The sequence below is a fragment of the Pseudomonas tumuqii genome (assembly GCF_013184545.1).
Taxonomy (GTDB): Bacteria; Pseudomonadota; Gammaproteobacteria; order Pseudomonadales; family Pseudomonadaceae; genus Aquipseudomonas; species Aquipseudomonas tumuqii.
In genome coordinates, this window is sequence record NZ_JAAOJA010000003.1 from 61,122 (window position 1) to 81,666 (window position 20,545).

The 20,545-nt window shown below is 55.6% G+C and carries 15 protein-coding genes and 1 pseudogene; 4 read left to right on the plus strand and 12 right to left on the minus strand.

What is annotated here, in order from left to right:
• Position 1: 1 nt before the first annotated feature.
• The 4 genes and pseudogenes from G9C89_RS06750 to G9C89_RS25120 form a co-directional block, all read left to right on the plus strand.
• Entirely contained in the window at positions 2 to 1,939 is a 1,938-nt protein-coding gene (locus G9C89_RS06750; RefSeq protein WP_172146573.1) for a DUF262 domain-containing protein, read from the plus strand.
• A gap of 94 nt (positions 1,940 to 2,033) precedes the next feature.
• Entirely contained in the window at positions 2,034 to 8,669 is a 6,636-nt protein-coding gene (locus tag G9C89_RS06755; RefSeq protein ID WP_172146575.1) for a DEAD/DEAH box helicase, read from the plus strand.
• A 2-nt stretch (positions 8,670 to 8,671) separates the two neighbouring features.
• A complete protein-coding gene (locus G9C89_RS06760) occupies positions 8,672 to 10,729 on the plus strand; it encodes a UvrD-helicase domain-containing protein (RefSeq protein ID WP_172146577.1) in 2,058 nt (685 codons plus the stop codon).
• Positions 10,730 to 10,763: 34 nt separating this feature from the next.
• Positions 10,764 to 11,020, plus strand: a pseudogene (locus tag G9C89_RS25120) (recombinase family protein); the annotation flags it as partial.
• Positions 11,021 to 11,182: 162 nt separating this feature from the next.
• Here the strand turns inward: G9C89_RS25120 and G9C89_RS06765 are convergent.
• From G9C89_RS06765 to G9C89_RS06820, 12 genes are all read right to left on the minus strand, one after another.
• Entirely contained in the window at positions 11,183 to 11,701 is a 519-nt protein-coding gene (locus G9C89_RS06765) for a hypothetical protein (protein WP_172146580.1), read from the minus strand.
• Complete coding sequence (locus tag G9C89_RS06770) at positions 11,698 to 11,994, minus strand: hypothetical protein (protein WP_172146583.1); 297 nt, start codon at positions 11,992 to 11,994, stop codon at positions 11,698 to 11,700. The genes G9C89_RS06765 and G9C89_RS06770 overlap by 4 nt, the downstream gene beginning before the upstream one ends.
• Positions 11,991 to 12,923 (minus strand): integrase domain-containing protein, encoded by a 933-nt coding sequence (locus tag G9C89_RS06775; RefSeq protein WP_172146586.1) that lies wholly within the window; start codon positions 12,921 to 12,923, stop codon positions 11,991 to 11,993. Before G9C89_RS06775 ends, G9C89_RS06770 begins: the two co-directional genes overlap by 4 nt.
• Before the next feature lie 1,368 nt (positions 12,924 to 14,291).
• Complete coding sequence (trfA, locus tag G9C89_RS06785) at positions 14,292 to 15,206, minus strand: plasmid replication initiator TrfA (protein ID WP_172146589.1); 915 nt, start codon at positions 15,204 to 15,206, stop codon at positions 14,292 to 14,294.
• Positions 15,203 to 15,430, minus strand: a complete 228-nt coding sequence (locus tag G9C89_RS06790; RefSeq protein WP_172146592.1) for a helix-turn-helix transcriptional regulator — start codon at positions 15,428 to 15,430, stop codon at positions 15,203 to 15,205. Before G9C89_RS06790 ends, trfA begins: the two co-directional genes overlap by 4 nt.
• 520 nt (positions 15,431 to 15,950) lie before the next feature.
• Positions 15,951 to 16,625 (minus strand): peptide-methionine (S)-S-oxide reductase MsrA, encoded by a 675-nt coding sequence (msrA, locus tag G9C89_RS06795; protein WP_172146595.1) that lies wholly within the window; start codon positions 16,623 to 16,625, stop codon positions 15,951 to 15,953.
• Positions 16,626 to 16,627: 2 nt separating this feature from the next.
• The gene (msrB, locus tag G9C89_RS06800) at positions 16,628 to 17,134 is read right to left on the minus strand and encodes a peptide-methionine (R)-S-oxide reductase MsrB (protein ID WP_172146597.1); all 507 of its coding nucleotides are present in this window, start codon (positions 17,132 to 17,134) and stop codon (positions 16,628 to 16,630) included.
• Between the two features lie 209 nt (positions 17,135 to 17,343).
• Positions 17,344 to 18,387 carry a GGDEF domain-containing protein gene (locus G9C89_RS06805; RefSeq protein WP_172146599.1) on the minus strand — a complete coding sequence of 348 codons (1,044 nt, stop codon included), beginning with the start codon at positions 18,385 to 18,387 and terminating at the stop codon, positions 17,344 to 17,346.
• A 144-nt stretch (positions 18,388 to 18,531) separates the two neighbouring features.
• Complete coding sequence (locus tag G9C89_RS06810; RefSeq protein ID WP_172146601.1) at positions 18,532 to 18,936, minus strand: GNAT family N-acetyltransferase; 405 nt, start codon at positions 18,934 to 18,936, stop codon at positions 18,532 to 18,534.
• 83 nt (positions 18,937 to 19,019) lie between these two features.
• A complete protein-coding gene (locus tag G9C89_RS25125; RefSeq protein ID WP_256674133.1) occupies positions 19,020 to 19,151 on the minus strand; it encodes a hypothetical protein in 132 nt (43 codons plus the stop codon).
• Between the two features lie 208 nt (positions 19,152 to 19,359).
• Positions 19,360 to 19,686 (minus strand): DUF2025 family protein, encoded by a 327-nt coding sequence (locus G9C89_RS06815; RefSeq protein WP_172146603.1) that lies wholly within the window; start codon positions 19,684 to 19,686, stop codon positions 19,360 to 19,362.
• A 155-nt stretch (positions 19,687 to 19,841) separates the two neighbouring features.
• On the minus strand, positions 19,842 to 20,462 hold the full coding sequence (locus G9C89_RS06820; RefSeq protein WP_172146605.1) for a hypothetical protein: 621 nt from the start codon (positions 20,460 to 20,462) through the stop codon (positions 19,842 to 19,844).
• Positions 20,463 to 20,545: the final 83 nt, after the last annotated feature.

Here is a 20,545-nt window from a genome sequence, read left to right on the forward strand (position 1 = left end):
CATGGATGCCAAGGCCCGTAACCTGAACCAGATTTTTGACGGCACCATTTCCTTCCAGATCCCGCTGTTCCAGCGGCCCTATGTCTGGAATGTGGAGCGCAACTGGGCTCCACTCTGGGAAGATATTCAGGAGTTGATGGATTACCAGCTACGCACGACGCGCATCCGCACTCACTTCCTTGGCGCGGTCGTGCTGGAGCAGATGAAGAATGTGGCAGGCTCGATCGAGACCCATCAGGTGATTGATGGTCAGCAGCGATTTACCACCCTGCAGCTCTTCATGATTGCCGCCCGGGATGTGTGCCAGCAGCATGACAGTGAAAAGTTTTACGAGCGTTTCAACGATCTCGTAGCGAACAAAGCCAGCAAAGTGGATTTCGAGCACGAGCGCTACAAGGTTTGGCCGACCAATAATGACCGCGAGGCGTTCAAGCTGGTGCATGCCGCAAAAGGGCCCGAGGGCCTTGAGCGGGAATTGGAAAACTTGCCTGATTGGCAGGATCAGAATCATCAGGTGCTGGGCGGCTACCGCTACTTCTATCGCAAGCTGGATGACTGGCTGCAGGGCAAGCTGAGCCAGGAGGAAGCCTCAGCGCCAGCCATGCCGGTCAAGGATCGGCTGGAAGCGCTATGGCAGGTAATTGGTAACGGGCTGCAGGTAGTGGTGATCAATCTGGATGACGAGGACGAATCCCAAGTCATCTTCGAGACGCTAAATGCCCGGGGCACGCAATTGCTCCCGGCTGACCTCATCAAGAATTACCTATTCCGCCGTGCCCAGTCAGCTGGCAAGGATATTGAACCGCTGTATGAGCGACACTGGAAAGCCTTTGATGACAAATTCTGGCGCAAGGAAGTCAAACAGGGGCGGATCAAACGGCCACGCATAGATCTGTACCTGCAGCATTACTTGACGCTGATGCTGCGTGATGATGTGCGCAGTGCCCATTTGTTCGAGGCATTCAAAGAGTATGTGCTGGCGCTTGAGGAGCAGGCCGCTGAGGATGCTGATACTGCCAGTGGTCGGCAGCAGAGGGTGCAGTTGTCGACGCAACCTCTCAGTATCGAAGAGCATTTGCAGTCCATGTCTCGCTATGCCCGATCATTCCGCACCTTTGCCGTACCGCCGGCAGGGTCGCGTCTGGCCGTTTTTCTCTCACGACTGCAGGCAGTAGATACGGCAACGGTGTTCCCGTTGTTGCTGCTGGCATGTGACCAGCTGTTACCCAAGCAGCAGGCCGAGTTCGATCGCTTGCTGGTTGTACTGGAGTCCTTCCTGATTCGCCGAATGCTCTGCGGCATGACCTCTAAGAACTACAACCGCTTGTTTGTTGATGTGATCAAGGCGCTGGACAAGCGCGGTGAAATCACCGCGATGGCCCTACAGGAGGTGCTGCTGTCCAACACCGGCGACAGCGTGCGCTTTCCCACGGACGAAGAGTTTAGACAGAGTATCTTGCATAAGTCTGCTTACCAGAACCTCGCGCAGTACAAGTTGCGTGCCGTGCTTGAAGCGATTGACCAGGCGCAGGGCGTGAAGAAAAGTGAAGTCTTGCCGCTGCCCCCCAGGCTGACCATTGAACACATCATGCCGGTGAAATGGCAGGAAAACTGGCTCATTCCAGAAGCAGTCAGCAGTGATCCGGAGCAACGGCTCAGCTTTATCCTGCAGCGCAATCAGGCTTTGCATACCCTGGGAAATCTGACACTGATTACCAGCAGCCTTAACCCGTCACTTTCCAATGCTGGCTGGAGCAACAAAAGGCCGGAACTCGCGAAGTTCAGCAAGCTCAACCTGAACCGGTATTTCCATGCTCCCGCTGCTGGTAAGGTTGATTCGCTGACGGACTGGAATGAACAGACCATTCTGCAGCGCTCGGAGGATCTGTTTTCCAGTGCCAGTGAAATCTGGCCATACGCATCAGTAACAGCCGGTTGACGGGGTAGGCGTCTGGGATTGTGTTGCCCAGTGCAGGCAGATTCAGGAAGTCAAATAAGACAGCGTCAGGATAGGCGTTAACAAGGAAAAGACTATGCTACCGGCAACGCTAGCGCTGGAAGTGAGAAAGCAGGTACTGCATTACCTGGGAGCTACCTTCAACCTTCGCCTTGCTTCAACAGAGCGGGCATTGGATGCTTTTTTCAACCATCCGGAGGAGGGCTTGTTCAAGGGCCCCTGGGTGCAGTTGCGCCGGCCTTTCAGACAGGAAAGGGGAGATATTTCCGTCCTGTTTGACCTGCACGTACCCTTTACCCCGTTCAAGCATCAAGCTTTGAGCTGGCGGCGCCTGACCACACGTAATGGGCACTTGCCACAGCATACTCTGGTGACCACTGGCACCGGTTCAGGCAAGACCGAGTGTTTTCTTTACCCCTTGCTGGATCATTGCCTGCGCATGCAGCAGGCCGGCAAGCGGGACGGCATCAAGGCTATTGTGCTGTACCCGATGAATGCCCTGGCGGCAGACCAGGCCGGGCGCTTTGCTGAAGAGATTCTCAAGTCTGACCAGCTCAGCTATGCACTCAATGGTCAGCGCAAGGCCCGTATTCGGGTTGGCCTGTATACCGGGCGCATGCGGCAGAACTCCAGCAGAGACGAAGGTGCAGAGCCTGGCACTTACACCGAAGTCACGGTGATTCAGACCGGCGGAGACGGTAAGCAAGCCTACACCTCCATTACTAACCGGGCTGAGATGCAGAAGAATCCGCCGGATATTCTGCTGACCAACTACAAGATGCTCGATTATCTGCTGCTGCGGCCCAAGGATATGAGTATCTGGCAGCACAACCAGGCGGAACCTGGGCTTTTGCAGTATCTGGTGCTAGATGAGCTGCACACCTATGACGGAGCGCAGGGGGCCGATGTTGCCTGTCTTATTCGTCGTCTCAAGGCCCGGTTTGATATTCCCGAGGGCCAGTTGTGCATGGTAGGCACTAGTGCCACCGTGGCTGGCGGGGATGATGAAACCACCTTGGGCCCGATACAGAAGCTCTGTGACTTTGCCAGCACTCTGTTCGAAGAAAAAATTACGGATGATGCGGTAATCCAGGAAGACCGTTACCGGGTGGATGAGGTTGTGCGTACCCCGGTGCTGGAAGCAGATCTTTTACCCAGTGTGGATGAAGCCGAACCACGTCATCTGGAAGATGCGCTGATGTATGCACGGCGCATGGCCCCCTGCTTTGGTGGACCGACTTTCCCCGTTACTGCTGATGATCCGCGCTGGACTGACTGGACGCCGCACTATGCAGCGCTCAAACCGGCACTCGAGGGTCTCAACCAGAATGACCTCTGGGGCGTGGCCTTGGGTGAGTGGTTGCGCCGGCATTTGCTATTTCACCAGTTGCTCAAGGCAACCCAGGAACATGCGGTGCATTGGCTTGAGCTGCTGCGTCAGTTGTCCCGCGATGATTTTGCCCTGCGTTCAGCGGGTGATTTGCAGGGGCGGGGTGAGATTGTTTTGGCTTTCCTGGCGCTGGTAGCGCAGGCCCGTGAGCTTAGGAGTGGCAAACCCTTCCCGCTGGTACCGACCCAGGTGCAGCTGTGGTTGCGTGAACTGCGTCGTATCGGTTCGCTGGTTAACCCTTCGCCGGTGTTTACCTGGTTGGATGACAACTTGCCGGAAGGCAAACATCAGCTCCCGGTAGTGCACTGCACCGAATGTGGTGAGCTGGCCTGGGTCGCTTTGCACGATCCCGACAAGGACAGCGAGATCAACAAACAGGGTGTGCGCGGAAAGCAGCTGAGCACTGAAGCCTCACCCATTTATGATGCCTGGGGTTTTGAGCGCGATCCGGATCAGCGGCTGGTATTGCTAAGCCCCTGGCTGGAGGGGGATGACCCGGTAGAGCAGGGTGGTCAGCAGGGACTGGAAGGCTTGCGCTGGCATTTGGCTCCCAGTTCACTGGTATTGCGAGAGGGGCCAGGCCCCTGTCCTCTGACCAATGAATCCACCTTTATGGTGAAAGTGGTTCACGAACAACGCACCACCGAGAACGGCAATCGTGTAGGCATACGCAAGTGCCCGCACTGCCAAGAGCTGGACAGTCTGATGTTTATTGGTAGTCGGGCTGCAACCATGTCCAGCGTGGCAATAGATGAGGTGTTCGGCTCGGTGCTGAACAATGATCCCAAATTGCTGGCTTTTACCGATAGTGTGCAGGATGCCAGCCATCGCGCCGGTTTTTTCTCGGCGCGCACCTACCATTTCACCTTGCGTACCGCCTTGCAGCATCTGATTGATGATGTCGGTGATGAGGGCGTGCCCCTGTCTGAGGTGGGGGAGCGATTGCTGGCATTCTGGGCTGAAAAGAAGCCCGGGCGTCCGGGTAGCCTGAAAGAGGCCATGGCAACTCTGATTCCGCCGGACCTGCGCGAATACGAACCCTACCAGGAGTATCGCAATGGCAGCCTGCAGGATCCGCCTGCAAAGCTGCGCAGAGAGATTGCAGAGCGTCTGACCTGGGAGGCGACCAGCGAATTCAGTTTGATGTTGACCCATGGTCGGACCATGGAGCTGCATGCCAGCGCGACCCTGGGGTGGGACAGTGCGGTGATTGATGCCGCGCTGGATGAGCTGCGCCAGCGTTTTGCCCGCATCAGCCCGCTGCTTGCAGATCTAGATGAGCAAAGCTTGCGTCTGTGGCTGCTGGGTATTCTGCACCGCCAGCGCGAACGGGGCGGTGTGCGTCATGCTTATTTGCACAGCTATGCCCAGCAAAACTACTGGGGCAAGTTCCCGTTTGGCCGGGTTGTGGCAGGGCGAGAAACCTATCCCCCCCAGGGTAAATACAAGCCCCGGCTGTTGGCGACCCAGCCAGACAAGTATCACGACCATATGCTGGTAGCGCCGCGTGATGGTCAGATGCTGCCATGGCAGCTGCTTTGGGCACGAAGGGTGTTGGGCCTGCCAGGCGTGGATGATGCAACCTTGGTGGATTTGCTTGCTGCATTCCTGTCGGCCGGGGAAAAGTCCGGCCTCTTGGTTAGATTGCATCAAGACGGTGACAAAGCCTGGTACGCCATCAGCGACATAGCCGCCCGACTTTACCCTGCCGGGCAAAAGTTGCAGTGCACGACCAGCGGCTATCACCTCTACAGGCCCGAGCTGGAAGCTGCCCTGTGGCAGGATGCCCCCAGCCTGTCCTATCGGGATAAGCACGGTCGTTATGAGTCGGCTGAACTTAACGAGCGGGAAATTTACTATCGAACGCGCTACCGGAAGGGCGCATTGCGTCGAGTCTTTGCCCATGAGCACACCGGTTTGCTGGATACCCTGGAACGTGAAGCGCTGGAACTGAACTTCAACAGTGGCAGCCACGCGGACGACCCCAACGTGCTTACGGCAACGTCCACGCTGGAGATGGGTATCGATATTGGTGATCTCTCGACCACCATGTTGTGTTCCATTCCGCCTACTACTGCCAGTTATCTGCAGCGTATCGGCCGTGCCGGACGAAAAACCGGTACCGCGTTGGTGCTGAGCATTATCAATCAGCGTCCGCACGATCTTTTCTTCTACGCCAGGCCGGAGGCACTTCTGGCGGGTGAGATCGAGCCACCTGGTTGCTGGCTTGATGCCAGTGCTGTGCTGGTGCGCCAGTATCTGGCTTTTTGTTTTGATCAGGCTGTGCGTCAGGGCGCGCTGACGGATCTGCCGGCCACTGCTAATCAGCTGGTCGACGAGGTGATCAACAACCAAGCCGGGCACATACCCGGTTTGATTGCCTGGATGCTTGAAAACGAAGAGGTTTTGCGCACCGTTTTTCTCAAGCACTTTGAGCACAACGTCAAAGCAGATACCCGCGAGCGCTTTCTGCAGGAATCCACGACCGAGCGCCTGCGTGCGGCCATTGAGATGGCGGCCAGTGAATTTCAGCAACAACGGCTGTTGCTGCAAAACGCACAGAAGCGCTTGCGCAGCCAGAAGGACAAGATTGATAAACAGATCGAATCGGCAGACCTGGCCGAGATCGAGCGTGAGGAAAATATTCTGCGTGCCCGTCAGCGCAAACTGAGTGATATCAGTTCGCTGGAGGTGCTGACCGAGCACGGGCTATTGCCCAACTATGCCTTCCCCGAGCGGGGTGTGCGGTTTTCCGGAGCGGTCTATAACCGCAGGGCCAGAGGTGAAACGGGTGAGGATGAGTTCAAGGTACGTCCACCCTTTGAACTGGTGCGTGCAGGCTCATCGGCTATTCGTGAGTTGGCACCCTGGAACCATTTTTACACCCACAGCCACCGCTTTGATATTCAGCAGCTGGAGCTGGGCTCAAAGAGTCAGCCACTGATTGCCAAGTGGGCGGTGTGCGGGCAGTGTGGCCACATGCGCCAACAAGCTGAGCTGGACCAGCCCGATGCTGTACCCGCTTGCCCGCAGTGTGGCTACGACGGACCACAGGGCCAGATGGACAAGGGGCAACAGGTACAGTTTCTGGAGTTTTCTCGCTCCCAGGCGATTTCCTACATGGAGTATTACGACAGCCTGTCTGCTGATAAGGGAGATGAGCGCGAAAACGAAATGTACCAGCTAGTCACCTCCTTCGATCAAACCGTGGAGCAGGCGAGCGGGGCTGTGGGTAATGATTCAGTGCCTTTTGGTATTGAGTATCGGGCCGCTATGGTGATGCGAGAGGTGAATGCTGGCTTTCAGTTGCAGCACCGAGATCTGGACTTCGGCCAGGACGTTAAGGTGTCATCGGAAGGCTTCCTGATTTGTGCTGATTGCGGCGTTGCGGCTAAATCCGGGCAGAACCGTGACAACGTCAACCACCGCAGGAGCTGTTCTGGTCACAGAGAAACTCAACGGCGTAAACGTGAAGGTCGGCTGGAGGACGCATACCGGTGGGAAAGTGTTTTCCTGTATCGGGAGTTGCGCTCGGAAGCGGTCCGTTTGTTATTACCTGATGTGGAAGCAGAAGACCTCTCAACACTCGAGGCAGCCATATACCTGGGTATGCGCCTGCGCTTTCAGGGCGACCCAGGGCATTTGATGGTTCGCCAGCAGGTTATTCCTAATCTGCGGGAGGGAACGACTCAACATTATCTGGTGCTGATGGATGCGGTGCCTGGTGGTACCGGCTTTCTCAAGGCCTTGTTTCAGGAGCAGGACGATCAAGAGCGCATGGGCGAGGGTGTGATGGATGTGATGCGCCGTGCCCTGGTTGCCCTGGAGAGCTGCAGTTGCCGTGAGTTGCATCAGACCAAGGACGACACCGATGGCTGTTACCGCTGCCTGCGCACCTATCACATGCAATATAGGGCTGCAGACATCAGCCGCGAAAGGGGCATTCGCCTGCTCAGCCGCTTGATTGAGGCGGGACAGACCCGGCAGGCCAAGCAGGGGCTAGATGACATCAAACCAAAAGCGCTGTTTGGCAGTGTGCTGGAAAAACGCTTCGTAAGCACCTTGCAGCATTGGGTAGAAACGCTGGGCAAACCGGGTGACTGGCGGGAAGAGTTGATTGCCGGTAGCCGAGGCTTTCAGTTCACCCTGGGTGATGGGCGAATCTGGTCTTTGCAATTGCAGCCAGTGCTAGGCGGTGTCCAAGGCGTTGCGGTTAAGTGCCAGCCCGATTTTCTGTTGTTTTCCGATGACGAGATTTGTCGTCCGGTGGCAATTTTCCTTGATGGTTTTGAACCGCATGTGAAGCCGAATGAGGCTGAATCAGGGCTGGCTGATGACTGGCTCAAGCGCAGATCCATTTTGGAGAGTCAGCGTTATTGGGTGTGGAGCCTGGGGTGGGATGATCTGGCGGAAGCCAACGGCCAGAGATTCCGTTTTATGGCTCAGCGTATAACCGACGATATCCTGCCCGCGCGTTTAAAGGCGGTAAGTGGGGTGAAAATCCCCGCAGTGAGAACTGCAACGGGTCATGCGTTTGACCAGCTGAAAGCCTTTCTGCTGACCCCATATGCGCCGGGTTGGCAGTACGTCGGCAGGGAAATGCTCGGTTTCTCTCTGATGCTGCTGGCTGGCAATGGTATTGGGCAGGAATCCGGCAAGGTTTCAAGCCAGCTTGCCATGTGGCGCAATGGTTACCCTGTTCCGCCAGTTGGTAGGGATGACCGGGGTGACTGGGTTTGGTTATCGCAAAACTTGGCGCTGACGGAAGATTTTATGGTCTATGGGTTGGGGCAGGAGTTGCTGGTCAATGACTTTACCAACCTCAAGCTTGAGTTGCGTCTGGGGGATTCGGCTGCTGAACGTTCTGCGGTAGAGACTTTCAAGCTCCGTTGGCGCCGCTTTTATGCAATGGCCAACCTGTTTCAGTTCCTTGGCAACACTCTGGTGTTTATCACCTCTGAGTACGAGAACGGAGTAATACCAGAGCCGGACCTGACCCCCCTGAAAAGCCTTGATGAGTCTTGGCAGGAGGTGATCGAAGAGGTACTGCCTGCCCTTGAGCGACTGGTCAAATTGATGGCTGAGGCATGTTGCCTGTTGCCTGAGGTGGAGTACATCAGTGATGACCTAAGCGATGATCTGTTTGCCGAGATGGCCTGGCCTGAGTCAACGCCTCCCGTGAGTATCCTGGTGGGCGATCAGGCAGTATTTGCCAGCAAATGGCAACAGGCGGGATGGCGCGTTATTACTGAAAAAGATATTGAGACGCGCGGCGAGCAGTGGTGCATTGACCAGTTGCCGAAGTCAGATGGAGATAATTGAACATGGCTAAAATGATGCTGCACCGGGATGTGCTCAAAGGCTTCGGCAAGCTCCCGGCGAAAGTACAAAAGAAAGTCGTTGAGCTGACGCAAAAGTTTGAAGAGGACAGTACCCAGGCGAGTATTCACCTAGAGCCAGTGAATGCCACCAAAGACTCTAAGGTGCGCAGTGCCCGGGTTGGTCTGGATTATCGCGCCATTGTTATTGCGCCAGAGCAGGGGGATACCTACCTGCTGATGCATATTGATCACCATGACGAGGCCTACCAGTGGTGCGCCAACAAGCGCTTTGAGACGCACCTGGCACTAGGCACCTTGCAGGTGTTCGACGTTGAGGAAGCCGAGCGCTCGCTGTTGGCTGGGGACAACCGGGTGCAGCCAGTTGCTGAGGCGGTTGTGCCCGATGTTGAGTCCTATGTGCTGCAGAAGCTTTCTGACGATGAGTTGTTTCAGGCTGGTGTGCCGCACGCCTTAATTCCGGCGGTGAGGGCGGTGAAGTCGGATGATGATTTCGAGCGTTTGTCAGAGTATCTGCCTCCTGAGGCCAGCCAGATTCTCTTTGGTGTTGCTGCGGGTATGGCGCTTGATGACGCCTTAAACGAGATGATTGGCGGTTTGGATGATGTTGCCAAGCCTGCTGGGCCGGGTGACTTCAGCCACTTGGCAGATATGTCCAATATGAACCTAGTGCTGGTGCAGGGGGAAGAGCATTTACGTGAGATCCTCAGCGAGGACATCGAAGAGTGGCGTATTTTCCTGCATCCCTACCAACGCAAGCTGGTCGAGTGGTCGACCAAAGGCCCCATGAAGATTTTTGGTGCAGCTGGTACCGGCAAGACGGTAGCGGTTATGCATCGTGCGGCCTGGTTGGCGAAGCAGTGCAAGGATAATGAAAAAGTCCTTATTACCACCTACACCACCAATCTTTCAGTCACCATCAAGGGCTTGATGGAAAAGCTTGCGGCCGGTTTCAGTGATCGCATTGAGGTAACCAACCTGCATCAACTGGCCAGGACTATCTGCTTCCGGGCCCACTGGAAAGGCAAAATTGCAGAGCCTGATGATTTGCAGTCGATTTGGAAGCAGGTCATGACGCTGCCTGCTGCAACGGAACAAGAGTTTACTGCTGATTTTCTGCGTGAGGAGTTCGAGCTGATAATCGAGCCAATGGGGATATCAACTGAAGAGGAGTACCTGACAGCGGTGCGTACTGGTCGGCAGGTCCTGCGCAGAAAGCAGCGCAAAGCGGTGTGGAAAGTATTCGTTGAAGTTCGCAGGCAGCTGACCAAGCGTGAGTTGCTGACCTTTGATGGGCTGATCCATCAGGCTCGCCTGATTGTTGAGCGTGGCGACTTCCCGCAATACCGGCATGTTCTTGTCGATGAGATTCAGGATTTCGGCCTGGAGGCATTGCGATTGGTTGCAGCAATCAGCCCCATGGATAAAGACCTGAACGATCCTCTTTGTGTTGTCGGTGACGGACACCAGCGTATCTATAACGCAACTCCCGTGCCTATGAGTCGAGCGGGCATTGATGTGAGAGGGCGTTCCCGTCGTCTGAAAATCAACTACCGTACCAGCGAAGAAATTCGTGATTGGGCTCACGGAGTACTGGACGGCCTTGACGTAGATGACCTCAATGGCGACGTGGCGGTTACGCAGGGAGATCGCTCAGTATTCCACGGGCCAAAACCACAACTAGTCAAATGTAAAACAGATGATGAAGTGGCTAGCGCTGTTCTGGCGTGGATAAAGGGGCTGACCGAGAGCGGTGAGATCCGTACTCATGAGATCTGTCTGACCCCGGTGAATAGCAAGGTCATCAATGCACTGGAGTCTAACGGCATTGCTACGGTAGAGCTAAAAGCACGCCAGGCTGATCCGGGGCAGGAAGAGAGTGGCGTGCGTTTCGGCAGCAAGAAACGTATCAAAGGCCTAGAGTTCAAAGCCGTTGCTATTCTGGACTTTGGTAACTCCGAGTGCGTTATTAAACGGTTCGAGAATTATGTCGCTGCAACCCGAGCCCGACAGCAGCTATTGGTAGTGAGCGAACCGGGGTGAGGTGTAAGGATTCGTGCCCCGAGCAGCAGCGATATCGGGGAAGCTTATCTTTCATGTTTTCGCTGCCTTAGCTGAGTTTGAGATAAACCTGTTTCTGAGCGCACTCGTGCAGGATTGGCTGCGGCTCGCGCTCGAAAAGGAGGGCGCAAGCCTGCTTTAGGCAAACGGCAGGTACGTGAAATTAATGCACTGAATAAATATTCTGATATCAATGTCATTGATATTGCAAAGCGGTACGGTGTTTCGCTATCCATGCTTTATAATTATGTGGGAACTGTCAAACCAGAATAATTAATTAGTTCTATTATGTTGAAACTGAATGATACGAACTCCTGGTTTTCCCTACCAAGGATTGCGTGCAGATGTTGGCTAGTTCTTCTTAAGTTAGGAGTGGAGCCTAACTAAAGGCTAAAACAGAAGATTTACTAGTATTTTTCGCAGAGTTTTCCTTTCTTAAGTTTTCGCACGTTCAAGGGTTATTTTTTTGAGTATGTCTGAGATTTTTACGCTCCAGCTTGACGTTTCCTTAGATCGTCTCCAGTATTTTGCTAGCTGCTTAAAGTGTTCAGTGATTTCTGCTTCAAGCTCTGCTGGGTAGCCTGCAATTTCCCCTTTTTGCTCTGATAATAATAGGGGTAGAAATTTCATCCAAAAAACCCTTTCTCCAAGAAAGCTTATGGCATAATTTTCGCTGTTTAAAGTGTGGAGATATAAGCTGTTATTGACTCGGCGCAGGTAGAGATTGTTGGCTAATCTAAAATATAATATTTTTCCGCCGGATGTTAGGTAATGCATTATAAAAACTCCGCGCCGGTTATCGCACTTTGAATATTCCAGCAGAATTTCCTCTGCTGTCATTGGCCAGGATTTAGTGACGCAATAGTGGTCTAGGCAAGGAGCAGGATGCAGCTTCATAACATGCTTATGAAACAATTTTTTTGGATGCTCTTTGTGTTCATTTTTTTGGCTCACGTATCTTGACCTTCGCTGTTTGATTCTACTTTTATGTCTTTTTTGGGAGGCTTGCCCTGTCTTCCAAGAGTTTCCCAAAGTAATTTTATCGCGTACCAGTAATCGCGCTCTGTAAGCGGTGCAAAATTCATTTTCTCAAAAAAGGCGTGAACATGTTTTTTGCCGATCTGGTGAGGGGAACATTTGCACCAAGAGACAAATTCTTCCACTCTTTTTACTGTTCTACGCCGGCTCTGCTTTCCCCCTTTGGCTTTATATAAATTGAGCTTGTGTCTAATTTCTCTCGGAATCATTGTCGGCTCCCGAGGTATGCGTTAGTTACATCAATGCGTCCGTGACCCAGTTCTAGTGCAATTTGATTGCGTGCTAATTGGTCTGTTTGTCTGTCTACAGAACCACCAAGAACCGGGGCCTGCTGTCCAGTTATTGCCTCATAGCGTTCACACGCATATGCGCTGCGCAAGTCATGAAGACGACTAATGCCATGATGTTGCAGTGCTTCACGTGTCTGCCGTATTTCACCTTCGCGAAACTGTGCCCATGTCATCTCGGTCGGAATCAAGCTGCGCTTACTTGCCTGAGTTGATGACGCTATTTTTAGTGCGGATATTTGGGATTCTGATGTTATTTGGATGGTTCTGGGTCGCCCGCCTTTGGTGCCTTCTGTGATGTTGATTACACCGTGCGCCAAGGCTTCGTGAAGGGCTTTGTGGCAATTGATTAAGGCAGATTCTTTTGTGCGAAGCCCAAGCTCTCTCGCAAGTACAGCTATAGCTTTTCCATGGTCCAGACTCTGCCCTGATAGCTCATCAATAGCGCTATAGAACTTATTTCGGTTGATTCCGGTCGGTGGGATTGTGCGCGCGTATGATCGCTCTGGAATGTCGCAGTCCTTGGTCGGGCTTACAGAATCCCATTTCCCTAGTATGACCATTGTCATTACCGTATTTACAGCGCTGACAAGATTTTGTGCATACGCAGGGGAGCACTCTCCAATGTCGACTAGCTCGGCCAGATATTTTCCGTATTTGATTACCAGTTTTTGATCCACTTGCTCCATCGTCTGGAGGCCTCGTTTGTTCATGAATGATGCAAATTTCTTCCAGCGCTCAGTGATGGTTGCTGTTGAGCCGAACGATAGATTCGTCTCTTTGAGTGCAAAATTTCCGGCCTTTTTTATGTCACGCGAACCAATACCGAAATTCCTGGTTCTGTTTGTCATGTGAGATCTCCGAACGTAGTAAGAAATAATTTTCCCGCCGATGCCCAATTCATCTGTTGAGTGTTTCGCAAGCAAAAAACAGCGCTCGCCGACTGGGCGGGGGCCACTGATCATGCGGGTGGTACCGCGATTTGGAGGTGTATTTGGTTCTGAGTCGTGATTGGGAGCTATGGCGGGGCGTTCGCATTCCACTGCAATTGCAGCAGTCCGGCATCGGCCGTTAGTCGACCTATCCGCTCTACCTCGGAGCGGATCCCATATGTCTTGGCTCAGGGCCATTTCTGGCATTTTCGTCGGGTTTCGTCCGAGGACGTATAGGCTGAAACCCGCTCTGCGCTTGGGCTGGGCTCGAAAAAATCAAGACCGTCTCTGCGGAGAGTATTTTTTGAAGAGCTGGTTACGGTGCCAGGTAGAACGCAAGGCGATAAGTTGCCGGTGAGGATTGCAGTTGCAATCGGACACAGCAAACCAGGTCAGGTGATTTCAGATCGTTATGAGCTGATCTTCGACCGTAAGGGCGAAGTGATTTTTGGGGGGGCTTTCTATGGGCGTACCTTGAGTACGACCACGAGTGACATGCTAGAACGCTGTCACTTTTTATTTAGGCGTGGGGCCTATTCCTTGGATACAGAAAACCGCTAGGGCACTGTATTGTAACTTTTGATCGCATAGCGATAGGTCTGACAGCATGGCTGTCAAAATGCAACTCAAACATACTGCGTACAGTAGGGATGTGTCTAGTCGTCCCTGATGATTTTCCGTCAATGGGGAAAGTGCCCAGCTGAAAACGCTAAGGCGCTGTCGCGCATCGAGTCAATCCACCCCCAGCGCCTTGGACACTGCTTCCACCGGCTCGCCATAGAAGCTGGTCTGGAACTTGGTGAACAGTTCGGCAGGAGTGGTAGGAATAACCATCGCACGACTCATTGGCAGCGCTACACGTTTAAAGGATTTTCAGGCTGGTGGCATTGCGGCAGGCCTTGATTACCTCGCGCACCACCTGGGGCCGTACTACGCGTTTGGCAGTCGAACCGTTGCCACTCCTGGATGGGACTCCATTACCTGAGCCATAGGCTGGCTGCTTTGGCCGCCGAGTAGCTCCATGTACTCGTTGATATGTCCAGAGGTGAGTACTGGCTGGAAATCGGGGGCTGGGAGTGGATTAGAATTAGATTAAAAAAGATTAGGGAAGGGCGCCTCCCGCCGATAGTCTGAGGCGTTGCTGGGGTTTCGAGGTAGACAGTCTGAAGACAGGCTACTCGCTACAACGGTAAAACCTACCTGCTGTGACGTCGATACCTACCTGCAGTAACGGTATCCCATACCTGCTGCGACGGTATTTTCCTACCCGCAGTAACGGCATTTTTCTCATCTGCGCTTGGTCAGGTGACGGCGTTGCGCTTTGCTCGGGGTTTTCTCGATCTTCACCAAATTGCCCTCAATGAAATAACTGAAAGGTTGCCCATGATCGGCGCTCGCCCGGCTCAGTGCATTCAGTGCTTTGCGCAGTAGCTGGCGAAATTTGGACTGATCGGCGGTTTTGCTGCCGGACAACTGATGAAGAGTTTCAATTTTCAGTGGGAACGGGGCAGCATGGCTTGAGTAGAAACCATGCAGCCACTGGGCCAAATAATGACCGTTCAGTGCTTGCCTTACCTTCCAATGAATCCGGGTGAACTGGTCTGCACCGAACATTGTGCTGAGGCCCGGATTCAGGCGAATGACGAATTGGCCGTTGTGTTCATCGCGGACAATTTCGTTGATCAGGCTGCCCTCATAATGGACTCGTGGTCCGACCTGAACGTCGAGCGCGCAGGCATTCAGTCGGCTGAGGCGGCGTTTAAGCGTTTTACGATTTGCCCCGGTGTCCGTTAATTCCAGTAGCTGCAACAACCTGTAGGCGGTGATGCTGCATTCCTGGCCGATGGGCTGAGCTCGCGCCAGGTGTAGTACGGTCTCCCATACATCCAGGTCACCCTGATCGAGTTGTGCGCCGGTGTAGATAATCGTGATGCCTGTCTGAGCGAAAATCTTTTCCCGCTCCAGGTAGCGCCGTGAGCCCTTCCCAATCGCGCCGAACAGCGCCGAGCGCAATGCGATGTTAGGTACTCCTCGGGCGGTATCAGGCCAAGGGGGTAGCTGACAGCGTTTCGCGTCTGTCACAAGCGCAGTGGCTAGTATTGCGGCTCGACCCTTAGCCACGGCTCTTGCAGCAATCGCCTCAACTCGAGCAGTTAGGCAGCCTACTGACTGCTGCTCTGAGGTGTGGTCGATGGTCCTCATTGGATAGACGCGTCGCGTTGGGCGATGCGATTGGCTATCCAGGTCTCAATCTCCGCTACTACGTAGTAGGTAGCTGCTTGTCGGGTGGCCCCGTCTTTGATGGGCTTTGGAAAGGTCTCGTCCTTTTTGCGCAGCTTGTCCAGGCCGGAGCGCGATAGGTCGAGTCGTTTGCACAGGCTCGTTTGACGAATGAGGTACTGGCTTTCGAAGGCGTCTGTCGGCATTTAGGAGTCTCCTCGGTTATCGGTTGCCGACACCTATTGGATATCCTGGGAAGAGCGTTTTGGCACGTAATCAGGCGAAATATCGCCTGAAAGCGGAATGGATACTGCAGACGGGCTACATGACGGCTCATGAAGCACCGCGCGAAAGAAAATTGCCCCGAGGCGACCCCGCCGCGACACGGAGAATTGACCCTTCCGTGCGGTGGGGCTAAGGCTTCAAGATTGTAGGAATGACTCTTTTTCGCTCAACACGGACGACCAAAAGAGATGATCGAAAATGGATCGATCCACACCCAGCAGCCTGTGCCTTGTATGCCTATATGTATGCCTGAACTTTTGATTGACTTGTGTGCCACGTAAATACGGTTCTCTTCGATTCCTCTCAACGCACCACCGAATTAAAGGCCTGCAGCGATGCAGGCCTTTTTCGTTTGGGGCGCGCGCGATCGGCGCTGAAAGATTACGGTGATGTCAGCAGTTCCAGCATTCTGCTCGGCTGCCATTGCTGAGGGCAGCACCGTCAGTCGTGTTTACCCCATAGCTGTTCCAGGCGCTTGTCGCGGCCGCAGCCGTTGCGGTAGTAGGCATAGCGCAGCGGGTTCTTCTGGTAATAGTCCTGGTGATAGTCCTCGGCCGGATAAAAGGTGCTGGCGGGCAGGATTTCCGTGACGATCGGTTGCTGGAAGCGTCCCGAGGCTTGCAGAGCGGCTTTCGAGGCTTCGGCCAGGGCCTTCTCCTCGGGCGTGGCGTAGAAGATTGCGCTGCGGTATTGCGCGCCGTGGTCGCAGAACTGGGCATTCGGGGTCAGTGGGTCGATGGTCGGCCAGTAGGCTTCCAGCAACTTGGCGTAGCTGGTCTTGCCCGGATCGAAGCGCACCTGCACCGCTTCGATATGACCGCTGCTACCCGCCGAAACCTGTTCGTAGCTGGGATTCTTCAGGTGCCCACCGATGTAGCCGGAGGTGGTGGACAGTACGCCGGGCACCTTGTCGAAATCCGACTCGGTGCACCAGAAGCAGCCCCCGGCGAATACCGCAACAGCTGCATCCTGTGAGCTGGAGTCGCTCGGCATCGTTGCCGGGGTCTGGCTTGTTCCGGCCGAACTCGGTCCGCAGGCGCTGAGCAACCCGGCCAGGACCAGGGTGGCAGCGGTCAGCGGTCCGCGGGAGAGCCTGAAGGGGGCTTTAGCGGTCATGTTCAGCTCCTGAGTGCGGGCAAGGCTTCACCCTGGGGAATGAAACGCAACGCGACGCCGTTGTTGCACCAGCGTTCGCCGCGCGGCGGCGGGCCGTCATTGAACAGGTGGCCCTGGTGCCCCTGGCAACGGGCGCAATGGTATTCGGTGCGCGGGAAGATCAGCTTGAAGTCGCGCTTGAAGCCGGTGTGGCCGGCGATCGCCTGGGTGAAACTGGGCCAGCCGGTGCCGCTTTCATATTTGTGCTGGCTGTCGAACAGCGGCAAATAACAGGCAGCGCAGATGTAGGTGCCGGCGCGTTTTTCTTGGTTGAGTGCGCTGCTGCCTGCTCGTTCGGTGTCCTCTTCGAATAGCACCGCATAGGCTTCTGGCGACAACAATTCGCGCCACTCGCTGTGCGCTTTGTCCAGCGGCACGACAGTCGCGGCCTGGCTGAGGGGGGCATGGCTGGCGAGTAGGGGCAGGGTGGGCAAGAAGGCCATGCCCTGGAGGAATGAACGACGTTTCATGGCTGCTCTCTGCACGGTGATGTGCTCAATAGACTGGCTGATGCCCGGCTTGTTACAGCCGCTGGCCGGTCTTTTGCGCATGCTTGCGCGCGTGCCATGCCGGCACATCGTCTTCTTCATGATCAAGTCGATATGCATCAACAGAGTCAGCGTACTCGGGAGTGCAAGTGCTTCGCCAGAGGTGCTGTGTCCGGTGCAGGGCCTGCTCGCTATTGCGCGGACAGTTGCTCCGGGATGGGCGGTGTGCCATCGATGATGGTGCGGTTGCGCCCGGCGCTTTTGGCTTGATACAGGCATTGGTCGGCGCGCTCCAGCCAGGATTCCCAAGCCTCGTCGTTGCGCAGGATGGCGCCGCCGATCGAGACGGTTACCGGGCCGCCGGGGCCTGGCAGGTTCTGGGCGATCTGCTGGTGCAGGTGGGTTGACGCGGCGCGCAGGCCGCGCTCGTCGGTGTTGGGTAGCAGCAGGAGGAACTCTTCGCCGCCGAAGCGAAACAGGCGATCCTCCTGGCGTGAGCAGCACCTGATCAGGTCGACGAAGGCCACCAGCACCTGATCGCCAGCCGGGTGGCCGAACCTGTCGTTGATCTGTTTGAAGTGATCCAGGTCCATCACCAGTATGCCGTAGCTGTTGCCGTGCCGGCGATGGATGGAGACGGCGATCTTCAGTTCCTCATTCATCGCCCGGCGATTGCGCGCGCCGGTCAGCGGATCCTGGCTCGCCAGGATCTGCAACTGGTCGCGCTGGCTGCGGGTGCGGTAGGCGAAGATGAAGGCCATGGCGCTGGCCAGCAGGCCGGTGACCAGGAACGACACCATCTGGTAGCTGCTCTCGAATACCGTGCCCGGTACCAGCAGTGCATAGCCGGCCAGGGTCGACAGCACCAGTACGGTAGCCGCCGTGGCTTTCCCCGGGGAGACCATGAAGAAGTTGAACAGGATCAGCGGGTAGATCCAGAACAGCCCGTTGACCCCCAGGTTGATGGCAATCAGCGTCGAACCCAGCGAGAAAATGATTGCCAGGTAGATGCCGGGCTTGACCGTGTCGCCGGTACGCCAGGCATAGAGCACGGCGCAGACGGTAGAGAACACGATGGTGGTGTCGGCGGCGCTGACCAGGTAATTGCCTTCCGCCAGTCGATACACGGCATAGGGCGAGATGCCCATGATGCCGAACAGGCTCATCAGGGTAATGATGGACAGCTGGAAGTCGTTGCGCAGCCGCTTGAGCAGTCGCTGGGTCAGTCTGGCCATGAAAGGCTCTTGTCGTTGTTATGCCTGAAGGATGCAGAGCTTTGCCTGAACCGGCAAGGGCAGAAGCTGAACAAAGTGCCAGCATTTGCGCCAAGCCGGCGAAGAGTGCGGCATCCGTCTGCCGTTGCTGGGCCAGTGTGCCTGCTAACGGCACAGGGCGATCAGGTTTTTCTTGCGTTGATAGCGTGACAGCCGCTCGGCGAGTGCCGTGGGCAGGCTGGTGCAGGGCAGAAAACCCAGGTTTTCATAGAAGCTGTGCAGTTCGGGATCACAGAACAGCCAGACCGGTTCACTGGCCGGTGCCAGGGCCTGTTCGATCAATTGGCGCGCCAGCCCTTGGCGGCGTTGACTCGGTGCGACGAATAGGCCGCTAAGCCAATACCCCTGTGCCAGCGGGCGCAGGCACAGGGCGGCGACAATTTCCGCGTGTTGCACGACCCATACCCGAGCCTGGCGGTCGACGCGCATGGGCGAGCGGTGCGCACGATAGAACTCATCCACCAGCGGTAGCAGTGGGGCAGGTAGGGCGCGACAGTGTAGATCGGGCATGCAGGACAAGAGGTTCATCGAGAGCGGCGGGTTCGCGGCTTATCTGCCCAGCACAGGCCATTGGCCGGTGCTGGGCGAATGGTTCAGGCGTTGGAGGAGTGACTGCCGAGCAGGGTTTTGTCGGCTTGTTTGCCCTTTTTCGTCATGCGTTTTTCTTGCGCTGTTTTCAGCGGTTTCTTTTTTGCCTGTTTCTTTGAGTCCATGCCTTTGCTCATGATCTTTACCTCGGTCTAGATAGTGGTTGAGTGATGCACGGAGCGTAAGCGCTTTTCAGTCATTGCCACCTCCCAACTGCATGAGCCTGTTTGATCGAAGTTTACGCCCATGACGGAACAATAGCCGACCAGTTACGCGGCGAGGCCGCGCGCTGGATATTGCAGTGCATTTGTTGCGCCTGGCTGACCGTTGGCCGCCGGCATCGCGTCAGGCCTGGCGAAGCAGGCGCTCGGCAGTGATCTCCGGCAGATCCTGGCGGTGCATATACACCCGCAACGGTTCGCCGATATTCAGGCGCTCGTCGATGCGCAGGTCGAGGAGCAGTTGAATGCGCTCGCGCTTGAGGGTCATCAGTTGCTCTGGCCCTGCGCTCCAGACGAACTCGCAGCTCGGGGTGATGCTGTCCTGCGGCACATCCAGGCCGAACGAATCCTCGCTGAAACGCACGATATGTTGGCCGGTCCTGGCATTGAAGCCGACAAAACCCTGCAGTTGGTCGGCGGCCTCGCAGATGCTGGCGGACGTGATACTCATATGAACCTCGCGCGTTACGACTGTTTGGACCCGTGGGGGTGGCCGCTACAGGCTAAGGCGTTGCGCGCAACGTGCATTGCTTCTGATCAATAGGCCGACGGTTAGGCCCGAATCCGTGCTGGCGAGATGCGTCTTGGCGCTGCCGGGCGCTAGCGCTACTCGCCCGTGGAGGTGGAAAAGGCGTTGATCTGGCCGAAGGGGGCACTGTGCATGCCGACCTTTACCGCCATCAACGGCGAGTTGTTGATCCAGATGTCGTCGATCACGATGGTTTTGCCGATGTCTTCATTGTCCGCAGCCACCAGCAGGTAATAAGTACCGTCTTCCGGCGCCTCGCCATCCCAGCCCAGGCTGACTTGGCCGACGATGGCCGAGGCACGCGAGGGTTGATTGGCGATCACCGTGCCGTAGGCATCGAGCAACAGCGCTCGCGGTTTGAGGGCGAACTTGTTGAAGCCCAGGCAGGCATTGTGGCATAGCGAATTGACGCTGAGCGCATAGCGCTCGCCCTTCTTCAGTTGCAGGGAGAACACCCGGTAATTGGAGATCGAGCTGCCGAAGTCCAGGCGCGGCTGATCCGCGCCAATCTGCCAGGTTGGCGGCAACAGCCCGGGATTCACCGGCAGGGGAATCGCCTGGACATTATGGATGGCTTCGAGATTGCTCTTGGCGATCGGGCCCTTTGCCGAGCGTACGGCGTGTTCGTAGGTCGACTGCGGGTTACCGGCGCAGGCACCGAGCAACAGGCAGGTGGCCAGGGTGATTAGTAGGCGCAAGATAAAACTCCTCGGTGACAGCGTCCTTGTGTACCCATAACGCGCTCCCAGCGCGACGGGCGCGCATTCTACCCGCTTCGACC